Consider the following 22,030-nt stretch of genomic DNA (forward strand, 5'->3'; position numbering starts at 1 on the left):
TCAGTAATACAATTGGATAATTACATTGCTAAGATAGTGGATAGTACCCGTTTGTGGTGTACTCTAAATGAAAGGAAGCGCTCGACGAATAAATTATAGGCTAAAATACAATGAGGAAGGGGAGAGATGCTTTTTGTTCCGTCTTGCCAGCTTCACATCCTTTGAATTGCTAATATTTGACAGTTTCGAAGACCTGTAAGCGTTTTATTATTTTCTGTTTATCCCTTATTGTTTCTTTAGCAAAAAAAAACTTCCGTTTACAATTAATCGGTTGATTCTATAATTTGATAATAATTTTGTTTTTTTGTGTAACTTCAATTGGTATTGGAAATAAAAAACGATAGAGGATGAACACGCGAAAATTTAAAACGAATAAAATAATATCGATCAATCGGTATTTTTTCGTGCCCATCGCATTAATTCTATTCTTTTTAACCTTCTACATGATTTATGAAGATATTAAAAGCAATACAATTAATGAATTCAATAATGAACAATTAATATTAGCCGAAACTGCATCTCAGGGTATTACTTCTTTCTTCGATTATTATGAATCCGAACTTGTTTTTATTGCGCAGTTGAAGGAAATCATAGATTTTTCGGAGGAGAGTAAAGCATTTATGGCAAACTATTATGAAACCCATAAAAGTATTGTTACAGCTGTTACAAGAATAGATACAACAGGTGTAATTCTGTACACTTATCCTTATAATCAATCAGTAATAGGGCAGGATATCTCTTATCAAGATCATATTCAACAAGTTATTATTGATCACAAGCCTGTTCTGAGTGATGTGTTTATGTCGGCACAAGGATTTTTAGCAATAGCCATGCATGTTCCTGTGTTTAAAAATAAAAACTATGTAGGTAGCCTTTCCGTTTTAATCCCAATTGATCGATTGGGAAAGCTATATCTTGAAAAAATCAAGAACAGAAAAAAAGGACATGCATGGCTGCTTAGCGAAAATGGGATCGAAATATATTGCCCTATAAGTGGGCACACAGGAAAATCCATTCTTGAAACTACAAAACACGATGCTTCTTCCGTTGAGATGCTCGAGACAATAAATAATAATAGTACGGGAACAGGAAAAAGTATCCATCAGGAGGTATTTGATAACGACAAAACGAAGCTATTAGATTTGTATTATGCTTTTTATCGCGTTCCGCTTGGCAATACCTATTGGACTATTCTTATTTCCTATCAAGAAGAAGATGTTTATATTGCTCTATCCCGGCTTCGTAATCGTTTAATATTCGTTTTTTCTTTGCTCTTTATAGCTCTTTCATTTTATTTTTATTCGCTTACTAAAGTTAGAAATTTTTTAAAAGAAGAAGCCAAAAGAAAAGAAGTCGAAAAAATATTGTTTAAAAGCGAGGAGAAATTCCGCAAAATATTTGATGATCATGCAGCCGTGAAACTTATTTTAGACCCCAATACAGGCAATATTGTTGATGCTAATAAATCTGCAGCCAACTATTATGGATGGAGCTGTGAAGAATTGATAAAGATGAACATTGGGCAACTCAATGGTCTTTCGGCTCAAGAAATCACAAAAAATATTGAGAATATCTTATCCAAAAATAAAAATCAATTTGAATTCAAGCATCAGCTGAAGGATGGTTCTATTAGGGACGTCGAAGTATTGAGTAGCACAATTAATATCGACAATAATGATGTGTTACATTCAATTATCTACGACATTACTGATCGTAAAAATGCAGAAGTATTACTTAAAGAAAAAACAGATAAAATAGCATCACAAAACGAAGAATACCTGTGTGTTAATGAAGAATTGAATCAAAGAAATCAAGAATTAATTATAGCCAAGGAAAAAGCAGAAGAAAGCGACCACCTCAAAACTTCATTTTTGCAAAATATTTCGCACGAAATACGAACACCTATGAATGCAGTTGTAGGCTTTTCAAGTTTTCTTAACGACCCCGATTTGCTTCCTGAAAAACGCAAATATTTCACCGATATAATTATACAAAGTAGCGACCAATTGCTTTCCATTATCAATGATATCGTAAGTATTGCCTCTATTGAGTCTGGTCATGAAAAAGTTCAGGGAAATGAAATCAATATCAATTTAATATGTAAACTGATAAACGAGCAATTCTTTCTGAAAGACACAAAACCGAATGTTACTTGTAGTTTACAAACCAGTTTAGCTGACGATGAAGCAATTATTATTACCGATTCAACCAAACTAACTCAAATACTAACTAACCTTATTGGCAATGCCCTTAAGTTTACCAAAAAAGGTTTTGTTAATTTTGGATACACACTAAAAGATGACTTTCTGGAATTTTACGTAGAAGATTCCGGAATAGGTATTCCTTCCGATATGCATGCCGAAATATTTAAACGCTTTCGTCAGGCTGAAAAGACTACAGCCCGAATGTTTGGTGGTTCAGGTTTGGGTTTGTCTATTTCAAAAGCTTATGTTGAAATGCTTGGCGGTACTATTTGGCTAAACTCCGAACCAGGTAAAGGTTCTGTGTTCTATTTTACCCTTCCTTACAAAAAGGTAAACTCGAAAACGATATCAAAGCTCCCCGTTAATGAGTTAAACCTTGGATTTACAAAGTCAAAAACAGTTTTAATTGCCGAGGATGAAGATTATAATTTCATACTGTTAGAACAGTACCTTTCAGACATGAATATAACTATTATCAGAGCTGTAAACGGTATTGAAGCTGTTGCTATTTGCAAATCTAACCCTCAGGTAGATTTGGTATTAATGGATATGAAAATGCCTGAGATGGATGGTTTCGAAGCTACAAAACGCATTAAAGAGTTTAGACCTAATTTAGCCATAATAGCTCAATCAGCATATAGCTCTAAAGCAGATAAAAACAAAGCTTTTGCCTGTGGGTGCTCCGATTTTATTAGTAAACCTTTTAAAAGAGAAATGTTGCTATCTAAAATTAAAGAACAGCTTCTTAAATAGCTTTCCTAAGCTTTTCAGAGTGATTGAAATTTAACAAACAACGTGTGCTATCAAAAGTTAAATTGTTATAGTCCTCCGCTATAGCGTGTTATGCGAATGTAGTAACTTATATTTTTGTTAATGCATATATATCTAATTCAAGCTTTCAAATAACATTTATTGTTCTTGTACAGGTTTTGTCTAGGCTCAATTTTTGGGAACTAAGCCAAGTATTAATATTTTTAATCATTCAATTGAAACGAATGAATAATATCTATAATTTCCATTAAAAAAAGATGATGCTTAAAAGAAGCCTAACACTCCAAAACATGAGCTTATTAGTAATTTTATCCCTATTTATAGGGATAAGTAGTTGCAGTAGTAATTCTGAACCAGACACTGTGCCAGAAGTTGAAAATGATAACCCAACAGCGGTAAATGATAACTTAAGGGTTGATGAAGATAGTTCTGCAGGTACTTTAAATCAGATTATAGTTTCGGTAAACGATAAGATTGGTGAAGATGGAGGCGATGGCGATGATTACAGTTTATTATCGGATGCTGGTAATGGAACGGTAAGCGAAATAAGCGACGGAGTGTTTGAATATGTTCCCAATGCAGATTTTAACGGCACCGACAGCTTTAGCTATGCAATTACTGATAGGGATGGAGATTCGGATACGGGAACAGTAACAATTACTGTAAACGCTGTCGCGGATGGCCCAACAGCAGAAGATTTCAACAATATAGATCCCAACTATCCTTCTTTTGTGTCCATAGATGATACAACTCCTGAGGGGAAGCAGTGGGTTAAAATGGCAAGTATGTCGGATGAATTTGAAGCCTGGGATGCTGATAAATGGTTCAAGTCTACATGGAATTACGGAGTTCCTGTTTATATGTCGACAAGCGATATTAACTCTGGAGTGGCAGATGGTAATTTGTGGATAAAGGCAACCCTTAATGAAAGTAATCCTGAGGGGAGATGGTTTCAAACGGCCAGAATTCACTCAAAAGCTGAGACGACTTACCCAATGTATACTGAGTCGAGGATAAAAGCAGCTTATATTTCTGCTTTTAATACTTATTGGTTGAATAATGGTAATTCAACAAATAGAGATGAGATTGATATTATTGAAAATAATTCGAAACCATCCTGTGATTGTCAACCAGATTATCCTACGCAAATGAATTCACAATATTTTCATGCCGATTCTGATAAAACACCTGTAGAAATACGAGATGAGGATAATTTTAACCAGACCAATTTATCGGATGCCAATCCAGGTAAAGGGTTGAAATGGAACGAGGATTATCATACATTTGGTGTGTGGTGGAAAGATTCCAAGAACATTCAGTTTTATTTGGATGGTGAACTTGCCGGTTCTGTGCTTGTAGGACATGATAGATCTGGAACAACATATAGCGAACGCGAATTTACCCGAGAGTTGGAAATAATCTTTGATTTATGGACAGCTGATTATGATTGGCTCGGTGGTCTTGCCTTGAAAGCCGACTTAGCTGATAATTCAATTAATACCATGAAAATTGACTGGGTAAGAACCTGGAAATTGGAGGATAAATAGATATTATCAATTCTTACATGCAATAGCCCAAGCTCACCAGCTTGGGCTATTTTGATTCTAAACTCACTTAGATTTTCATTTTTTTTAAGTACTGTAAGGCTTCTTTCAATCGCTTTCAACCCCCTTACTCTTCTTCCTGTTTGGCCCACTCAGTTATGCTTTCGCGGATATTCTTATTTGCAATTGTCCATTATTCCTGATCCCTTATTACTACGGCTTAAAATCGGTATTATCCGTAACTGCATGCCAAACTGGGAAAGCCCGTCAGCGGTTTTTTTTACCCTGACGGTGCTTCCGAACTATTCCCAGAAACAACTTACCAAGCGATTACAATTTTTAGGTAATAAGTGTGTCTTGGAAGTCTTGCCTTGCTTACTTAGATAAAACAAGACAACATTATCTTTATATTCTTAATCCATAATGCCCTGTAGAATATCAATGAGAATGCTTTGTTTGGGGATTATTGTTTTGTAGCTTCATGTGCTGAATTGTAAGAAATAAAATGAAGCTAAAGCAAAAAATTAGAATATTTTAAACCCAGTTGGCTAAAGCCGAACATCTATTGCTTTGCTTTTAAACAAGAGATAACAAGAAATATAAATGATGCTAAAGCAAAAGATTAGAATCTTTTAAATTCAGTTGGCTAAAGCCGAACTGCAATAGATGAAAATTAGAAAGCAATTGCTGATGTAAGGAGCAAAGCTGAGTATCTATTGCTTTGCTTTTAAGCAAGAGATAACAAGAAATATAAATGATGCTAAAGCAAAAGATTAGAATCTTTTAAACCCAGTTAGCTAAAGCCAAACTGCAATAGATAAAAAATACAAAGTATTTACTGATGAAAGGATCAAAGCTGAGCATCTATTGCAATTGTTTTTAAGCAAAAGAAAACAAGAAATATAAATGATTGAAGAAATAAAATGAAGTTAAACAAAACATCTATTGCAGTTGCTTTTAAGCAACTGATAACATGAAATTAGTAAATAGGCTTTAGCCACATAAAATAAATGATATGAGTTGGGTAAGAGTATATGTACACATGGTATTCTCTACAAAAAACAGAGAGCCTTTTTTGAATTCATCAGAATTAAAGAAAAATGTATTTCAGCACATCAAAAAAAATGCAGAAGAAAAGGAAATTTGGCTTGATTGTGTAAATGGACATCAAGATCATGTTCATTGCCTAATCTCTCTTGGTAAAGAGCAAAGCATAAGTAAAGTAGCACAGTTAATAAAAGGTGAATCATCATTTTGGATCAATCAACAAAAATTGATGGCAGAAAGATTTATTTGGCAGGATGATTACTGGGTTGTTGGAGTAAGTGAAAGTCATCTTGAATCGGTCAGGAAGTATATTCACAATCAAGAAGAACATCATTCAAAGCAATCTTTTACGGATGAAATAAATGTATTTATGGAAAAATACGGATGGAGTTTCATTAAAGGGAAATAGATCAAATGATTTAGAATCTTTTAAACCCAGTTAGCTAAAGCCAAACTGCAATAGATAAAAAATACAAAGCATTTACTGATGAAAGGATCAAAGCTGAGCATCTATTGCAATTGTTTTTAAGCAGATGATAACAAGCAATAAAATAATTGAATAAATATAAATGATGCTAAAGCAAAAGATTAGAATATTTTAAACCCAGTTGGCTAAAGCCGAACTGCAATAGATAAAAAATACAAAGCATTTGGGATGTAAGGAGAAAAGTTGAGCATCTATTGCTTTGCTTTTAAGCAAGAGATAACAAGAAATGATGCTAAAGCAAAAGATTATAAACTTTTAAATTCAGTTGGCTAAAGCCGAACTGCAATAGATAAAAAATACAAAGCAATTGCTGATGTAGTAGAAAAGCTGAACATCTATTGCTTTGCTTTTAAGTAACTGATAACAAGAAATATAAATGATGCTAAAGCAAAAGATTAGAATTTTTTAAATTCAGTTGGCTAAAGCCAAACTGAAATGGATAAAATAGAAAGTATTTACTGATGTAATGAGAAAAAGCTGAGCATCTATTGCTTTGCTTTTAAGCAACTGATAACATGAAATTAGTAAATAGGCTTTAGCCACATAAAATATGAGTTGGGGATTTAGGAGTAACATGCACAGAAAATCAGGCAGTACTTATCGAACTGAGTTTTGGCCTAATCAACCAATTAATTAGCTTACTAATACAAATTCCTTCCTGCTTTTTAAAAGACCACTTTGGCTTTATAATCTATAATCGCATATAAAATATCAAGTAGGAATGCTTTGTTTGGGGATTATTGTTTTGTAGCTTAATGGGGAAAAACAACATGAATGCCCCGCTAGCAGGGGATAGTATTTTATTTAGGGATTTGTCTGTGAAAATGAAGAAAAAGAAGAATCAAAGCGAGTTGATTTAGATTATTAGACAGACTGCCTTAACAAGCAAGCATGACAGACGATATATAAGAAATACTAAAGGTAAAAAGATGAATTTTATGGAATACAGAGTAGTAAAAGATACGATGGGTGAAGTAAAAGTGCCGGTTAATTGTTATTGGGGCGCACAAACAGAACGTTCACGAAATAATTTTAAAATAGGGCATGAAGCATCTATGCCTAAAGAAATAATTCATGCATTTGCTTATCTGAAGAAAGCAGCCGCGATAACGAATCATCAATTAGCAGTGTTGGTTGAAGATAAAAAGGAGCTGATTGCAAAAGTATGTGATGAAATTATTGCGGGCAAGCATGATAAGGAGTTTCCTTTGGTTATATGGCAAACAGGTTCAGGAACTCAATCGAATATGAATATAAACGAGGTAATTGCTAATCGGGCCCATGTAATACAAGGCAATAGATTAGGGGAAGGAAAGCTTTATGTTCATCCAAATGATGATGTTAATAAATCACAATCCTCTAACGATACTTTTCCAACTGCTATGCACATTGCAGCATATAAAATGGTAGTTGAGAATACGATTCCAGGGATAGAGACATTGGCAGATACCTTGTTCAAGAAATCGCAGGATTTTAAAGGTGTAGTGAAAATAGGGCGTACTCACTTTATGGATGCTACTCCACTAAGCTTAGGGCAGGAGTTTTCAGGTTACTCACAACAACTAACGAATAGTATCAAGGCAATTAAAAATGCACTGAAAACGGTCAGTGAATTGGCCATGGGTGGTACTGCTGTTGGAACAGGACTCAATACACCGAAAGGATATGATGTAATGGTGGCACAAAAAATTGCGGAGCTCACCGGTTTACCCTTCATTACAGCGCCCAATAAATTTGAAGCCATCGCAGCACACGATGGTATGGTTGAATTATCCGGAGCATTAAAACGTTGTGCCGTTTCATTGATGAAAATAGGAAATGATATACGAATGTTAAGTTCTGGGCCCCGTTGCGGCATAGGTGAACTTATCATTCCGGAAAATGAACCCGGATCATCCATCATGCCGGGTAAAGTAAATCCCACTCAAACAGAAGCTTTAACAATGGTATGCGCCCAGGTAATGGGAAATGATGTAGCTGTATCCATAGGAGGTTCAAACGGGCACTTTGAATTAAATGCTTTTCAACCACTTATTGCGGCTAATGTTTTGCAATCAGCTCGCTTGATAGGAGATGCCTGTGCTTCATTCAATAAGAATTGCATTGTAGGGATTCTGCCGAATTTCCCTATACTAAAACAATATCTCGAAAAATCTCTTATGCTGGTAACGGCACTCAATACGCATATAGGTTATGAAAATGCTGCTATAATTGTAAAGAAAGCGCATGTAGAAAACAAAACTTTGCGTGAGGCAGCTTTGGAACTTAATCTTGTAACCAATGAGCAATTTGATGAATGGGTGAAGCCGGAACTTATGTGTGGATCAATGGAATAGTTGGTAATTAAATGCCAACACGCGCTCATCGGTAATAGCTGGTACAGTTGTAAATTAAAGTGGAGGGGCCCGCTTAAACTTAACCACGGTGGATAGGAACGAACACCGCAAGACTATCTTAAAAGTAAAACCAGATTGTATTTTATTTAGATAGCAAGATTGTTGATAAACCACCTATTGCCAAAGAATTACAAATAGCCTGGCTTCAAGATAAACTACAAAAGTGGGAGAAGAGATTCTTTCACTTTTTTTATTGCTTGAACTTGAATAAAAACAGGGAAGGACTTGCTTTTCTAAGTTAAATAAAACAAGACAACATTATCTTTATATAGTTAATCTATAATCACATGTAAAATATCAAAGAGAATGCTTTGTTTGGGGAGTATTGTTTAGTCGATTCTTGTGCTGAATTGTAAGCAATAAAATGATGCTAAAGCGAAAGATTAGAATATTTTAAATCCAGTTGGCTAAAGCCGAACTGCAATAGATGAAAAATACAAAGCATTTACTGATGCAAGGAGCAAAGCTGAGTGTCTAGTGCAATTGCTTTCAAGCAAAAGATAACAAGAAATATAAATGATTGTAAGAAATAAAATGATGCTAAAGCAAAAGATTAGAATATTCTAATTTCAGTTGGCTAAAGCCAAACTGCAATGGATAAAAAATACAAAGCACTTACTGATGTAAGGAGCAAAGCAAAACATCTATTGCTTTGCTTTTAAGCAACTGATAGCATGAAATTAATAAATTGGCTTTAGCCACATAAAATAGAATTGGAGTTGGGCATAGGAGTAATATGCGAACTAAGGTTTGGACTAACCAGCCAATTGCTTAGCTAACTATTGCAAATTCCTTCCTGCTTTTTAAAAGACAATCTCGTCTTTCTATTCTTAAACGATAATGTCCTGTAAAATAATGATAATAAATTTTTGTTGGGGCTTTATTGTTTTGTAGATTGGGGGGCGAAAAGGTAAAGAGTATACATGAAAGGCTTATAGGTGGACATAAATACATTGATACTATTCTATAAGATGTATAAATGTGTGTTTTAAGATCGATAAAAGAAATATAAATACACAAACATTATCAACAAGCCAAAAAAACAGCATCGTAGAAACTAAACGCCTAAGAAAAAGATATGATTGATTACACTACAACTAATAGCGGTGCAAAATTTTACAAAGCTGACTTACACATTCATAGTTATGGAGAGGATGGTTCTTTTGATGTAACTGATACAACAATGACCCCCGAAAATATTGTTGACATATCAATAGAAAAAGGCTTGTCAATCATAGCTATAACTGATCATAATGAAGTTCAAAATAGTAAAAAAGCAATAAAGCATGCAGAAGGTAAAGAAATACTAGTAATCCCAGGTATCGAAATATCAACCTTGCAGGGCCACCTACTAGTATACTTTGAAAAACATGAAGACCTTAAGAATTTTAGGGGAAAACTCACAATTTCCGATGATAGAGAAACTTGCACACAGGGAATTGTTGAGTGTCTTAATTTCGCAAAACAATACAATGGACTTGGTATCCTTGCGCATATAAGTTCAAATGCTGGATTTGAAAAGACCATTGGTAGATTTGATCCAAAGATGTCTAAAATTTTAGAACATGAATGTTTATATGGTTTAGAGATAAGTGACAAAAGTGAAATTGATTTATACACTGAGAGAGATAAAAGTGAAGATGGTCAAAAAAGGATGCATTTTGTAAATCAAAGAATAGATTTTCTAGATTCTGAGAAAGACTTTGAATTTCCTAAACTAATGTCTTCGGATGCCCATACTACTGATAGACTGGGAACAAATGCTGATGGCGAGAAAAAATTAACAAGAATAAAGCTAGATATAATATCTTTTCATGCCTTTAGGATTGCACTAATTTCAAGCAATTCTAGAGTTAGAATTGAGAATTTAATTCCTGAGAAACTACCTAGGTTTGTTGGAGTGAGTTTAAATGGTGGTTTATTAGCAAATCAAATAATTCATTTTAGTAGTAATCTCACATGTATCATTGGTGGTCGTGGTGCAGGCAAATCAACCTTGCTTGAAGCTTTACGTGTAGGTTCAGGGAATAATTCTGAAATGTCAGTAGTTGATAGTGAAGTCTGGCCTGATGAAATTAATCTTACTTATGAAGATGAAACAGGTCAATTAATTAGTTTTGTAAGAGAGAAAAATTCTTATCCTCTTAATTCATCAACTGAGGAAGGTCTATCAAAAATACCAATTGAAAGTTATGGACAAGGAGAAACTGCAAAAACCATTCAATTTAGCGAACAAAATCCACAATACTTAATTGACTTTCTTAATTCATTTCTTGACCTTGATGAATTAAATTCTGATGATAGAACATTAAGAGACAAGTTGCATGAAAATCAAAGTAACTTAAGAGGTTTGCGTTTAGCAGTAACTCAAATACCCGAAGTTACCAAAATGAAGGTAAATCTAGAAGGTAAATTAAAACAGTTACAGCAAGATAAAGCAAGCGAATTGGTTAATTTTCACCTTGCTTTAGTTCGAGAAAAAGAAATAAGAACTGATATTAAAGAGGATTTAAATGAGTTGTTTACTAAATATCGAGATATCTTATCAGATAAAACAATTTTCGACAGTTTTGAGGAGATTGACGGGAATGAGATTAAAGTAGGAAAGGACAATTTTATTAAAGTTAAAGAAATAGTTAAAATGTTTGGCGACATTGTTTCTGTCAAACAAATAGAATTAAGTACTGAGCTCAAACAAAAAATAGAAGAATTAAAAGTACAGCTACAAGATTGGGCTAGTAAAGAAACTGAAATTCAGGCAAAAATTAATGCTAAGAAAAAAGAGCTTGAAGAAAAGGGGATTCCTTTTGATATTGGCAAAATTAATCAAATCACTAAAGATGTTGTTACTTACCAGAATAAGTTAAAATTACTAAAGCAGAAGGAAGTTGAGCTAAAAGATTTATTAAAATCAAGGGATGTACTTATCCGTCAAAGACTAGACGTAAAAAGTAAGATTTATTATCAGCACTATGAGTTCGGGAAAACTATTAATGACAATCTAAAGAATAGCGTAGATGATTTTTTCGTTTCTGTTAAATATAAAGAGGGTAAATATTCACCTTCTTTTGAACAAGCAATTAAAAATTTAGCACAATGGAGATTGAATAAAAAATCAGAAGCTTTTGCAAATAGCATTACACCTCTTGAATTTGTAATGGCGATTCGAAAAAAGAATCTTGATTTTATGAAAGACATAGAAGACCAGAATGGTAGGATGTTTAATGACGAAGAAATAAACTCTTTGCTTAGCAAGGCTCAAGAAAACTATAATTATGAAGATTTTGACACACTCGATTATGACGATAGACCTAGCATAATAGTAACGAAAACAGTCTCTGATGAAAATGGAACGATGCAAACTGTTCGTCGTTCATTAAATCAACTTTCATTAGGACAACAGCAATCTATTTTGCTTGCAATCTTATTACAGTCTAAAAGTAAAGTACCCCTATTGATTGACCAACCCGAAGATAATTTAGATAGTGAATTTATTTACAAGTCTATAGTTAAAAATCTAAGGCGGATAAAAGAATTTCGACAGGTAATTATAGTTACTCACAATCCTAATATTGCAGTTTTGGGAGATGCTGAATTGATTATTCCGTTGAAGAGTACAAGTATAAAATCTGTCATAATGGAAAGAGGTTCAATTGATACTGAACAAACTCGTAAGTCTTGTTGTGAAATATTGGAAGGTGGGAAACAAGCATTTAAAAGAAGACAAGAAATATATAAAATATAAAGGTCAGTTGGTAACAAAAGCTATATGTAATGCGGAATTTAGTGCACTATTGGAATACTGTGAGCTAGATACTTTAGCGATGGTTATGATTTATGAGCATTTTCGGGAATTAAAAAATTGAGTTATGCCAAAAAACAAAGAAGCTTTAAAAAGATATCGAATTATTCACAATATTTTACGAAGAGGCGGAAGACACAAGACTCGTAGAATAGTTGAAATTTGTAATGATGCTGGAATACCTGTTAAACTTCGAACTATCCAAACAGACCTTAAAGATTTAGCTGAGGATACTGAATTAGGTTTCTATTTACCTATTGTGAAAGATGAAAGGACCAAAACATATTTCTATTCAGAAATTCCTGAAAATATCTTTCCATCTTTAGAATTAGAACCTGAAGAAATAACTGCTTTACTTTTTTATGCAAAAACTGTTAGTCAATATAAAGAATATCCTATTTTCAAAGAAATTACGAATGCTGTTCAAAAAGTATTCGATAATTCAAATATTGACCCAGAATTAAAAGAACTATTTGAAAAAGAGACATTGCTCGAAACTGAAAAACATCCACAAATAGGAGGAATTGAGTTAATTTCAGATATTTTAGAGGCAATATCCAAAAAGAAAATTATTGAAATTGAATATCATAAGTTTGATGATGTAATTAAGTGTCATAGACTTAAACCAATTCTTTTAAAAGAGGATAAACAACTTTGGTATATTCTAGGAATAAATGTTAAGCATGATAGACTTATTACTTTTGCATTAGATCGAATTATTGATGTTACTATAACAGAAGATTTATTCGATGAAGTCCCTTTCGATAGTAAAGAATACTTTAAATACTCTTTCGGTATTACAGTTACAGAAGAAGATCCTATTGATGTTATTATTTCATTTAATCCTGAACAAGGAAATTATCTTAAAACCTTACCTATTCATCTTTCTCAAATAGTTTTAGAGGATACAACGAGCAAATTTGTTATTAAAGTTTCTGTTAAACCTTCTTATGAATTTTATTCCAAGATATTCAGTTATGGAAGTTCGGCAACCGTATTAGCCCCAGAATCAATATGTAAAATATTTAAACAAACTTTTGTTGAGGCTTTAAGTCGCTATTAAACGTGCAAATAGAAATTAATTTTTAATTATTTTTTATGACGCAAGTAGAGTGCGTCATGTCATTGTTTATTTGTAACGTAAAATAATATTAACGTTTAAATAAATAATAAAATGTCAAATTCTAAAGAAAAAAAAGAGGTAACCATATTTATAAACGGAGAACCTCATGAAGTTGAAAAAGATGAAATAACTTATGATGAAGTAGTAACACTTGCTTTTCCAGATTTTCCGCAACATCCAGAAAGAACTTATTCTGTGACTTATGAAAGAGGTCAGGGTAACAAACCCACTGGAATCTTATCGCCAGGTGGAACTGTAAAGGTTAAAGAAGGAATGAGATTTAAAGTTAAACATACTGGACAATCATAAACTATGGCTACTAAACTTGCTAAATATAACGAAGACATTGATAGGTTACTAAAGAAGGGTTATGCATTATCTATTGATAGCAATCACCTTGTTGTTAGGGATATTCCATATCTAGACAATAAAGGTGAATTAAATATTGGGGCAATTGTCTCAATACTGAATTCGATTGACCAGTATAAAGTTGGAATGGTAGATCATCAAATTTATTTTTGCGGTAGCCACCCTCATGAATTGAGTGGAAAACCAATCAGAAATTTAGGTGGTGGACCAGTACAATTAAAATTAACTTCAGATGATTTAATAGTGCAAAGATCATTTTCAAATAAACCTCCAAGTGGAAAGTTTGAAAATTGGTTTGATAAAATTGAGAGTTATGTCACCATTATTTCTGGACCATCTATGAATAAATTTGATATTCATCCATATACTTTTAGGGTTGTCGCAGAAAACTCAAATTCAGTATTCAAATTTAGAGATACTCTTTCTAGTAGATCTGAAATTGGTGATTTAAGTGCTAAACTTGAAGAAGATACTGTTGCGATTATAGGACTTGGAGGAACAGGGGCATATCTTTTAGATTTCCTTGTTAAGACTCCTGTTAAAGAAATTAGAGGATTTGATTTAGATTGGTATCATGTTCATAATGCTTTTCGTTCGCCTGGAAAATTAGAAGCAGATGAACTTGGTAAAAGAAAATCGGAAGTATATAAACAACGATACGAAGGCTTTCGTGATAATATTAATATCCACTCTAATTATATTACTTCTGATTCTGAAAAAGATTTAGTGGGTGTTACATTTGCTTTTGTATGTGTAGATAGTGGGACTTCTCGTGCTGAAATTTTTGAGTTGCTAATAAAATTGAAAATTCCTTTTATCGATATCGGTATGGGGCTTGATAGAAATATGGGGGCTATAAGCGGAATGCTTCGCACAACAAGTTTCTCTAAAGAATCAGCACAAAATCTAATGGAAAAAAGATTAGCTCCCCTGAGTGATATTCCTGATGATGTATATAAAAACAATATTCAAATTTCAGAGCTTAATGCATTAAATGCTTGTTTAGCAATAATAAAGTATAAGCAGTTAAGAGAATTTTATGTTGATGACAATTCTTATTATCATACATTATTTAATATCGACGGGCTAAATTGTTTTGGGGAAAATGGAAAGAATTAAACTATTAAAAGTACATTATTTACCAAAAGAACTTGAAGAAGGGTTTTTATATGTTTCTAAAGAATTTGGAGTTGCGGGACACTTATGTCCTTGTGGTTGTAAGAATAAAATAATAACACCACTTGATCTAGCTGAGTGGTCTTTTAAAGAGGTAAATAACAAACCAACTCTTTATCCATCTATTGGTAATTGGCAATTACCTTGTAAATCTCATTATTGGATTATAGATGGTAAAATAGTATGGTCATATCAGTGGAGTGAAGAACAAATTAAAGAAGGGGGCGAAGCCGAAGAAGAAAAGAGAAAGTCATATTATTATAATCTTGAAAATAAGTATAATAAACAATCTCTTTTCAAACGATTTATTAAATTTGTTTTTGGTAAATAGTTGAAGAAGTATAACCCTGAAATAATAAACTAACCGAACGGACGAAAAGGAACAACGAAGGCATAACAATGTATAAAAATAACAGCAGAGTCAGTAAAATTCAAGAGTTTTAGCCCACTTCAACTTCCTTATAACTTAAAAGGACAACCAACCGCAATAAAAAAAAGACCCAAGCGGGTCTTTTTTTATGCTCATTATTCCACTAAAAGCAGGCCTTGCAGGATGATTTTGCTTCTATATCATCATTCTTGATTTGCAGTTTCCATAACTTGCTACATTTGGTCGGTTTTTCTAGAGAAAGCAAATTTATAGGAATTGGGAGCAAGGGTATTTCCTGGGAACACTTCCCAATGAAAAAACAGAGTGTATCCTGAGCCGAAGCAAGTCATCGAATGACTGACGAAAGCTTCCCAATGAGAAAAGAGAGTTATCGAATGAAAAAACAAAGAGTATCCTGAACCGAAGCAAGTCATCAAATGATGGAACCAAGTTGTTCCTGAACCGAACGAAGCTTCCAAATGAAACAACAAAGTCGTTCCTGAACCGAAGCAAATCATTAAATGACTGAAGAGTGCTTCCTGATGAAAAAAGAAAGCTTACAATGGCTGTGCGCACTATGTGCGATGGTGTCGTTCTCTAGCTCAAGGGGCTTCTCCTTCTTATTCATCCAAAAATTTTAGGGCCATTTGCGGGAAGTAGAGCTGTAGCCGCGAAGAGCATGAGCAGTGCCCGTTTGTTTTACACTTTAAATGGTAAAGAGGAAACCAGCGAAGACAATTAACCTAATGCGATTGTGATTTGAAGATGCTTTTTGTTCCGTTTTGCCATCTTCGTATCCTTTTCACTGCCAAAACTCTTACCGATCTTCTGCGCTAACCGGATTTGGCAATTTTTTTTGGTAAGCAATGTTTGTTTTGTAAATTCGGGGTGTACATATTTATCTGTACTGAAAGTGTTTATCTTTAAAATTTAATTGAATATTTCAATCAGTTTTTAGACAGACTTCCCTTAGGTTAAATTTAGGCACATCAACATCAAGCTCCTTGTAACTTGATGGGAGTAAGGCCTGCAAACGAATATTAAAAATGAATTAAATGAAAAATAAAGTAGCAATCACATTCCTGTTGATCCTTTTGATTGGCTCAAGCATAAACGGATATTCTCAAAATGTTGTAGCTCAAAGACTGGCTGTCAGCGAAAGGTCTATTCCCAAAATTGTTTCGAACACATTTAAAAAACAATATCCTGATATTTTATTAAAAGGGTGGTACGTAACCCACTTAACCTATTGGCAAAATGATTACAGTTCTGATTGGTATAATGGATGGTATGGTCAGCGAACAGTTGTAGTTTACACCTACCAGAAACCGAATTACTTTGAGGTTGAATTTGTGAATAATCCAGGAGAACTGAGTAGAGCAATTTATAATATTAATGGCTATTGGTACGAAACAAGAACACAAATTAAGGGCTTAACTATGGGCATTCATAATGCGCTTAAAGAATCTAAATTCAATGCCTGGAAAATATCAACAACAAAAGAGAAATTAGAATCTCCGGCTTGGCCAATAGAGATTTATCGATTTGGAGTGTCAAAAGGTCTTCAATCACAAATAATTAGTATAGATGCTGAAGGGAACTTTATTCAAATGAAAGAATTAAAAAAATGAATCACTATGCATCAGACACAATAAAAAAAAAGACCCAAACGGGTCTTTTTTTATGCTCATTAGTCCAATAAAAGCAGGCCTTGTAGGATAATCTTGATTGAATCTGATCCTTCTAGATTTGTATTTACTATAACTTGGCATATTTAATAGGTCTCTTATTTGTCAACTTAGGCAAAACACCCTATTTTACTAGTCCCCCGCTAATTTGTACCCTCCAGCGGAGGTTTTCACCCCACAAATGGTAATTTGAGGATCACAAATGGCAAGTTGTACCCCAAAAATGCTAATCTGAAGTGAAAAAATGGCAAGTTAAAGTCGAAAAACAGCGGTTTGGGCATCACAAATAACAATAAGGACCCGATAAATGCTAATCTGAAGTGAAAAAATGGCAAGTTAAAGTCGAAAAATAGCGATTTGGGCATCACAAATGGCAATCTGAGCCAGACAAATGGTAGTGTCTCTATTTTTGTGTTTTTTCTGTTTGAATACAAATGATCATATCCTTTTCTATTACCAGATATCCTTGAAAGATAAGCGATCTTTTCCCCAGTATGATAAGTATGTCAGTTCAATTAAAAAAGTCGTAATTTAAAAGGACGGTTTTGATGATTTGAGAGGCCGTTGTCTGTGCAAATCACAGATAAGCGATGTATAGTGCAATGCTCTTTATCCTCTTGTCAGCCATTATTTGGGAGAAACAGGCTATGCAATTAACTAAAATACTAAAATGAAAAAAGTAGGAATTATTGGTGGCTCAGGTTTCATTGGAAGTCACACCACAAAGAAATTTTTACAGGAAGGTTTTAAGGTTCGGGTATCAACAACAGATATTTCGGCTATGCTAAATAATATAAAACCGTCTCGAAATGCTCGTGTTATTTACAAAAATGAGGCTGCAAAAAAAGATTTAGGAATTGAATTTAATCCAGCTATTGTTCCTTTAACTGAATTCAGTAAATAAGTTGTTACCATCTTAGGAAATATAAAATAACAGCCGGTTTAATAGTCAATTCAGGAGTTGTGAGCCGCTTAAACTTCATTGTAAATTGAAAGCTTTGAGTGCCGCAGCCGGCTACTATTCTTATACAAACCATTAGTAAGTAAAACAATATGAAACGTCCATGTATAAAGCTTTCTACACACAGGGAGATGATTATATGGTAAGTTCCATATGGCAAAAACTTAAAATTATAATCATATGAAAAAAAAGAACTGGAGAATAAGAGTGGGAATATTATTGATTGTTTTCTGTATTCCATTTTTTCTTTTCCTACCTGCAATTCCATTCCTTGAAATGGAAGCTAAAAGCAAAATTACACTCTCAACAATATCTCTGATTATTGGTGAAGTAATGTTTTGGGTGGGAGGAATATTGGTTGGTAAAGAACTTTTCGTAAAATACAAATCATACTTTAACCCTAAAAATTGGTTTAAAAAAGGGGATAAGAATAAGGAATCACAATGATATCAGTGATGGCTTTAGATGTTTTGTTGATATAGGAGATATTTCCAAAACCACATTCAAAACAGATATCAGTAATACCGACTTCATAAACACTTGATTGATTTTGACTCTTAAGGATCTTTTTTTTCAGTCTATCGATTTTGCATCCAATTTTGATGTTTCCTTAAAGTGGCTATCTTTAAAATTCAATTGAGTATTCTTAATATGTTTTTAGACAAACTGGCCATAGTGCCAAGTGCAATAAGACCGATGACAGAACTAAAATAGAAAGTAAATCATTGTGAAAGGACAGAAAGAAAAAGTTACCAGAGACCCAAGGCTGCCGAATGTTTTAGTATATTTTGCCAAGCTCACAAATGGCACATTTTATTTTTGTCCTGATGCAAAAAGCCAGGCCTTCGACAAAATTTTAAGAGTCAATTTTATCAACCCACTTTACAAATATTGCCCGAAACATATAATTTGAACTATGGAGAATGAAAACTTAATAAAATGGGTAAATGAATTTACCAACGAGCTGTACAAATGGGCGTATTATAAAACCTCATCGGCCGAAACCGCAGAAGATTTGGTACAAGAAACTTTTTTGGCTGCAGCTGAAAAAGTAAGCACTTTTAAGGGGGATAGTTCTGCTAAAACATGGCTGTTCTCAATTTTAAACCATAAGATAATTGACTATTACAGAAAGAAGGTAAATAAACCAGTTGCCATGGAAAGCAATACGATTGCAAGCTATTTTGATGAGGATGGAAGTTGGCAAAAAGAGAAACGACCTAAAGACTGGCAGGATGAAGAAAATCATTTGCTTGACGATAATGATTTTCAGCAGATTTTAAAAAAATGCCTCGATGCTTTGCCTGAAAAATGGAGTACTTGCGTTAAGTTGAAATACCTGACTGAAAAAAGTGGTGAAGATATTTGTCAGGAATTAGAGATTGCTCCTACTAATTATTGGCAGATAGTACATAGGTCAAAATTACAATTGAGAAATTGTATTGAAAATAACTGGTTTAAAAATTAGAAACATGAAGAAACTAATGCATCTTTTTTTCCTTTCCTGTTTGAAGGCTACTGAATTGATTGAAAAGAAATTTCATTTTGAACTTTCGGTAAAGGAAAAACTACAACTCAAAATGCACAAAATGATGTGCAGTGCTTGCTCAAATTACGAAAAACAAAGTAGCTTGATTGAGAAAGTAATTTCAAATTTAGAAAAATCAAAAGTATCAACTATTGATGTTGAGGCACTTAAAAGTACAATAACAAAAAAAATTGAAGGCCTTGATGAAAACTAAAAATGTAAGCTATCTGCAATTGGCGACAGATAAAACCAGTTTATTCAGAGCTTTAAAAGTGGCTTTGTTTATCGGTATTATTCTAAACCTCATTAATAATCCACAGTTATTTCAAGTTTCTTCAGACACAGAAATCCATCTTAGCCGAATTATTTTGACATTTTTAGTCCCTTTTTGTGTTTCTTTATTCTCTTCAGTTTTAGCAAACAGAAATAAATAGCTCAGCCTATAATTCTGATTCTCAATCATCAAAAAAAATATTGCCGATTATTTGTCAGGTTTCAAAATGTATACGACAGTTTAGTAAATCGTAAAATTTTGAAATCATGAAACGAATATTATCATTAGTCTTTCCCTGCTTTTTATTTTTAACTGCTTGCGGTCAAAATCAGACTATTAAAGAAGTTAATTCCACCGAATTTGAAAAACTCATTAAAGATTCATCAGGCACATTGCTTGATGTACGTACTCTTGGTGAGTTTAAAAATGGGCATATAAAAGATGCCGGACAATTAAACTACTATGCTTTAGGATTCAGGAAGAAGTTATTATTGCTTCCTAAAAACCAAGCCATTTACCTGTATTGCAACACAGGCTACAGAAGCCAAAAAGCTGCTGAAATATTAGCGGAAAATGGATACAAAAATATTTATAATCTGGAACACGGCATTATGGAGTGGAATTTAAAAAACCTTCCTGTTTTAGTTGACCTTGATGCCAAACCTGATACCGAAAATAAAATGGAAGTGGACGAATTTACCGCTTTGATAAATTCTGAACAACTAGTATTTGCTGATTTTTATGCCCCTTGGTGTGCTCCGTGCCGTAAAATGATGCCAATGATTGATAGCCTTAAAACAGAATACAAAGACAAAATTACAATCGTTAAAATCAATTCTGATGCAAGTAAAAAACTGATGAAAGAATTAACTGTTGTTAGTGTTCCCTATTTGGTTTTGTATCGTAAAGGCAAAATTATTTTTACGCACAATGGAAGTATTGGCAAGAATGAATTGGTGAGTTTATTTGAAGAAAATAGAATGAAATACACTCAGGTACAGGGTGATGAAAAATAATCAGAAAAAAACCTGATTGTTCTGTCAGGTTTGAAAAATTTACCGACTGTTTGTTTGAAAGTAAATTTTGTTTAATAGTAAGAATTTGAAATAACAGCAAAATTCGCAATTCATATAATCACCGTTTAATTGAAAATAATATGATACCGAAAAAGAAAAAAATATTGAAAATTGGAGTAATCCTGCTAATAGCTGGTTTACTTATAGGTGGCGGAACTGTTTTATACATGTTCAATATGCCACATCGTAATGTTCAAAGTGCTTCTACTGATTTTAGCCTTTCGGCTTCTCAATTGGTTGCTGAATATCTTGAAAATCCAGCAGAATCAAATGAAAAATACCTTGCTAATGATGGAGAATCAAAGGTTTTAGAAATTAAAGGTACCGTTGCCAAAATCAGCGAAGATTTTAAGGGACAAAAAGTTGTTTTGCTTAAGGGAACTTCGGACAAAGCTGGAGTTAGCTGCACATTTACGAAAGAAACCAATGAAAATATTTCAAATACCAGGGTAGGCGAAATAGTAACCATTAAAGGTGTAATTCGTTTAGGAGCTTCGTTTGACTCCGACTTGGAAATGTACGAGAACGTAGTTCTTGAAAAAAGTGATTTAGTTAAATAATTAGTAACCGATTTTAAAATTATATATCATGAAAAAAGTTAAATTTTTAGTAAGTATGTCGGCAATAGTTTTAACATTATTTGCCTTTAGCCCACCAGTTGGAAAATTAGTTAGTTCGAAAACACATGTGAAATTTTTCTCGCACACCGGTGTTGAAGATATCCAGGCCAATAACTATACAAGCATAAGTACCATTGCCCCATCAACAGGTGATGTCGTTTTTTCGGTTCCAATGCAAAGTTTTGAGTTTGAAAAGGCTTTAATGCAAAAACATTTTAACAGCAAGAAATTTTTGGAGACAAAAGCATTTCCTAAAGCAAAGCTAAAAGGAAAGATTACCAACTTAGCTCAAATAAATTTTGAAAAGGATGGCATGTATCTGGCTAATTTTGAAGGTAATCTGACAATTAAAGGTGTAACAAAACCGATAAAAGAAAAAGGAAATATTACTGTAAAAGGGAATCAAATTGAAGTGCAAAGTACATTCAATATCACATTGGCTGATTATGGAATAACTTTCGTGAAAGGAAAACCTGCATCGAACATTGCCAAAACAGTTGAGATAACTGTTCACGCAGAGTATCAAGCTAAATAGACATACTACACTATTTTTTGTAGGAAGTAAAATTCTGACAATTTTACTTCCTGCATTAT

General features: G+C 33.4%; 18 protein-coding genes. All 18 read left to right on the forward strand.

Annotation, left to right across the window (positions count from 1 at the left end; translation table 11 throughout):
• Nucleotides 1-347: 347 nt before the first annotated feature.
• The 18 genes from ALGA_RS17610 to ALGA_RS17695 all read left to right on the forward strand — a co-directional run bounded on the left by ALGA_RS17610 (nucleotide 348) and on the right by ALGA_RS17695 (nucleotide 21,971).
• Nucleotides 348-2,957 carry an ATP-binding protein gene (locus ALGA_RS17610; RefSeq protein ID WP_096431424.1) on the forward strand — a complete coding sequence of 870 codons (2,610 nt, stop codon included), beginning with the start codon at nucleotides 348-350 and terminating at the stop codon, nucleotides 2,955-2,957.
• A gap of 308 nt (nucleotides 2,958-3,265) precedes the next feature.
• On the forward strand, nucleotides 3,266-4,522 hold the full coding sequence (locus ALGA_RS23065; protein WP_162845481.1) for an Ig-like domain-containing protein: 1,257 nt from the start codon (nucleotides 3,266-3,268) through the stop codon (nucleotides 4,520-4,522).
• Nucleotides 4,523-5,534: 1,012 nt separating this feature from the next.
• A complete protein-coding gene (gene tnpA, locus ALGA_RS17620; protein ID WP_096431426.1) occupies nucleotides 5,535-5,975 on the forward strand; it encodes an IS200/IS605 family transposase in 441 nt (146 codons plus the stop codon).
• 1,016 nt (nucleotides 5,976-6,991) lie between these two features.
• Complete coding sequence (gene fumC, locus ALGA_RS17625) at nucleotides 6,992-8,389, forward strand: class II fumarate hydratase (protein WP_096433737.1); 1,398 nt, start codon at nucleotides 6,992-6,994, stop codon at nucleotides 8,387-8,389.
• Between the two features lie 1,138 nt (nucleotides 8,390-9,527).
• Nucleotides 9,528-12,194, forward strand: coding sequence for a TrlF family AAA-like ATPase (locus ALGA_RS17630; protein WP_096431428.1), 2,667 nt, complete (start codon nucleotides 9,528-9,530; stop codon nucleotides 12,192-12,194).
• A gap of 124 nt (nucleotides 12,195-12,318) precedes the next feature.
• Nucleotides 12,319-13,314 (forward strand): helix-turn-helix transcriptional regulator, encoded by a 996-nt coding sequence (locus ALGA_RS17635; RefSeq protein WP_096431430.1) that lies wholly within the window; start codon nucleotides 12,319-12,321, stop codon nucleotides 13,312-13,314.
• Nucleotides 13,315-13,425: 111 nt separating this feature from the next.
• Complete coding sequence (locus ALGA_RS17640; RefSeq protein ID WP_162845482.1) at nucleotides 13,426-13,683, forward strand: multiubiquitin domain-containing protein; 258 nt, start codon at nucleotides 13,426-13,428, stop codon at nucleotides 13,681-13,683.
• Between the two features lie 3 nt (nucleotides 13,684-13,686).
• Nucleotides 13,687-14,862 (forward strand): ThiF family adenylyltransferase, encoded by a 1,176-nt coding sequence (locus tag ALGA_RS17645; protein WP_096431434.1) that lies wholly within the window; start codon nucleotides 13,687-13,689, stop codon nucleotides 14,860-14,862.
• Entirely contained in the window at nucleotides 14,849-15,250 is a 402-nt protein-coding gene (locus tag ALGA_RS17650; protein ID WP_096431436.1) for a DUF6527 family protein, read from the forward strand. Before ALGA_RS17645 ends, ALGA_RS17650 begins: the two co-directional genes overlap by 14 nt.
• Nucleotides 15,251-16,344: 1,094 nt before the next feature.
• Nucleotides 16,345-16,920 (forward strand): hypothetical protein, encoded by a 576-nt coding sequence (locus tag ALGA_RS17655; protein WP_096431438.1) that lies wholly within the window; start codon nucleotides 16,345-16,347, stop codon nucleotides 16,918-16,920.
• A gap of 727 nt (nucleotides 16,921-17,647) precedes the next feature.
• Nucleotides 17,648-17,881, forward strand: coding sequence for an NAD-dependent epimerase/dehydratase family protein (locus ALGA_RS23260; protein ID WP_197705609.1), 234 nt, complete (start codon nucleotides 17,648-17,650; stop codon nucleotides 17,879-17,881).
• Between the two features lie 237 nt (nucleotides 17,882-18,118).
• Nucleotides 18,119-18,385 (forward strand): transporter suffix domain-containing protein, encoded by a 267-nt coding sequence (locus ALGA_RS17665; protein WP_096431440.1) that lies wholly within the window; start codon nucleotides 18,119-18,121, stop codon nucleotides 18,383-18,385.
• Nucleotides 18,386-18,854: 469 nt separating this feature from the next.
• Nucleotides 18,855-19,406 (forward strand): sigma-70 family RNA polymerase sigma factor, encoded by a 552-nt coding sequence (locus ALGA_RS17670; RefSeq protein ID WP_096431442.1) that lies wholly within the window; start codon nucleotides 18,855-18,857, stop codon nucleotides 19,404-19,406.
• A 4-nt stretch (nucleotides 19,407-19,410) separates the two neighbouring features.
• Nucleotides 19,411-19,680, forward strand: coding sequence for an anti-sigma factor family protein (locus ALGA_RS17675; RefSeq protein WP_096431444.1), 270 nt, complete (start codon nucleotides 19,411-19,413; stop codon nucleotides 19,678-19,680).
• Nucleotides 19,670-19,900, forward strand: a complete 231-nt coding sequence (gene nrtS, locus ALGA_RS17680) for a nitrate/nitrite transporter NrtS (protein WP_096431446.1) — start codon at nucleotides 19,670-19,672, stop codon at nucleotides 19,898-19,900. The genes ALGA_RS17675 and nrtS overlap by 11 nt, the downstream gene beginning before the upstream one ends.
• A 106-nt stretch (nucleotides 19,901-20,006) precedes the next feature.
• The gene (locus tag ALGA_RS17685; protein ID WP_096431448.1) at nucleotides 20,007-20,756 is read left to right on the forward strand and encodes a thioredoxin domain-containing protein; all 750 of its coding nucleotides are present in this window, start codon (nucleotides 20,007-20,009) and stop codon (nucleotides 20,754-20,756) included.
• A 140-nt stretch (nucleotides 20,757-20,896) separates the two neighbouring features.
• Nucleotides 20,897-21,376, forward strand: a complete 480-nt coding sequence (locus ALGA_RS17690) for an OB-fold protein (protein ID WP_096431451.1) — start codon at nucleotides 20,897-20,899, stop codon at nucleotides 21,374-21,376.
• A gap of 28 nt (nucleotides 21,377-21,404) precedes the next feature.
• Nucleotides 21,405-21,971 carry a YceI family protein gene (locus ALGA_RS17695; protein WP_096431453.1) on the forward strand — a complete coding sequence of 189 codons (567 nt, stop codon included), beginning with the start codon at nucleotides 21,405-21,407 and terminating at the stop codon, nucleotides 21,969-21,971.
• Nucleotides 21,972-22,030 lie beyond the last annotated feature (59 nt).

Origin of the sequence: Labilibaculum antarcticum (assembly GCF_002356295.1) — a bacterium.
In the GTDB taxonomy this organism is placed as follows: domain Bacteria; phylum Bacteroidota; class Bacteroidia; order Bacteroidales; family Marinifilaceae; genus Labilibaculum; species Labilibaculum antarcticum.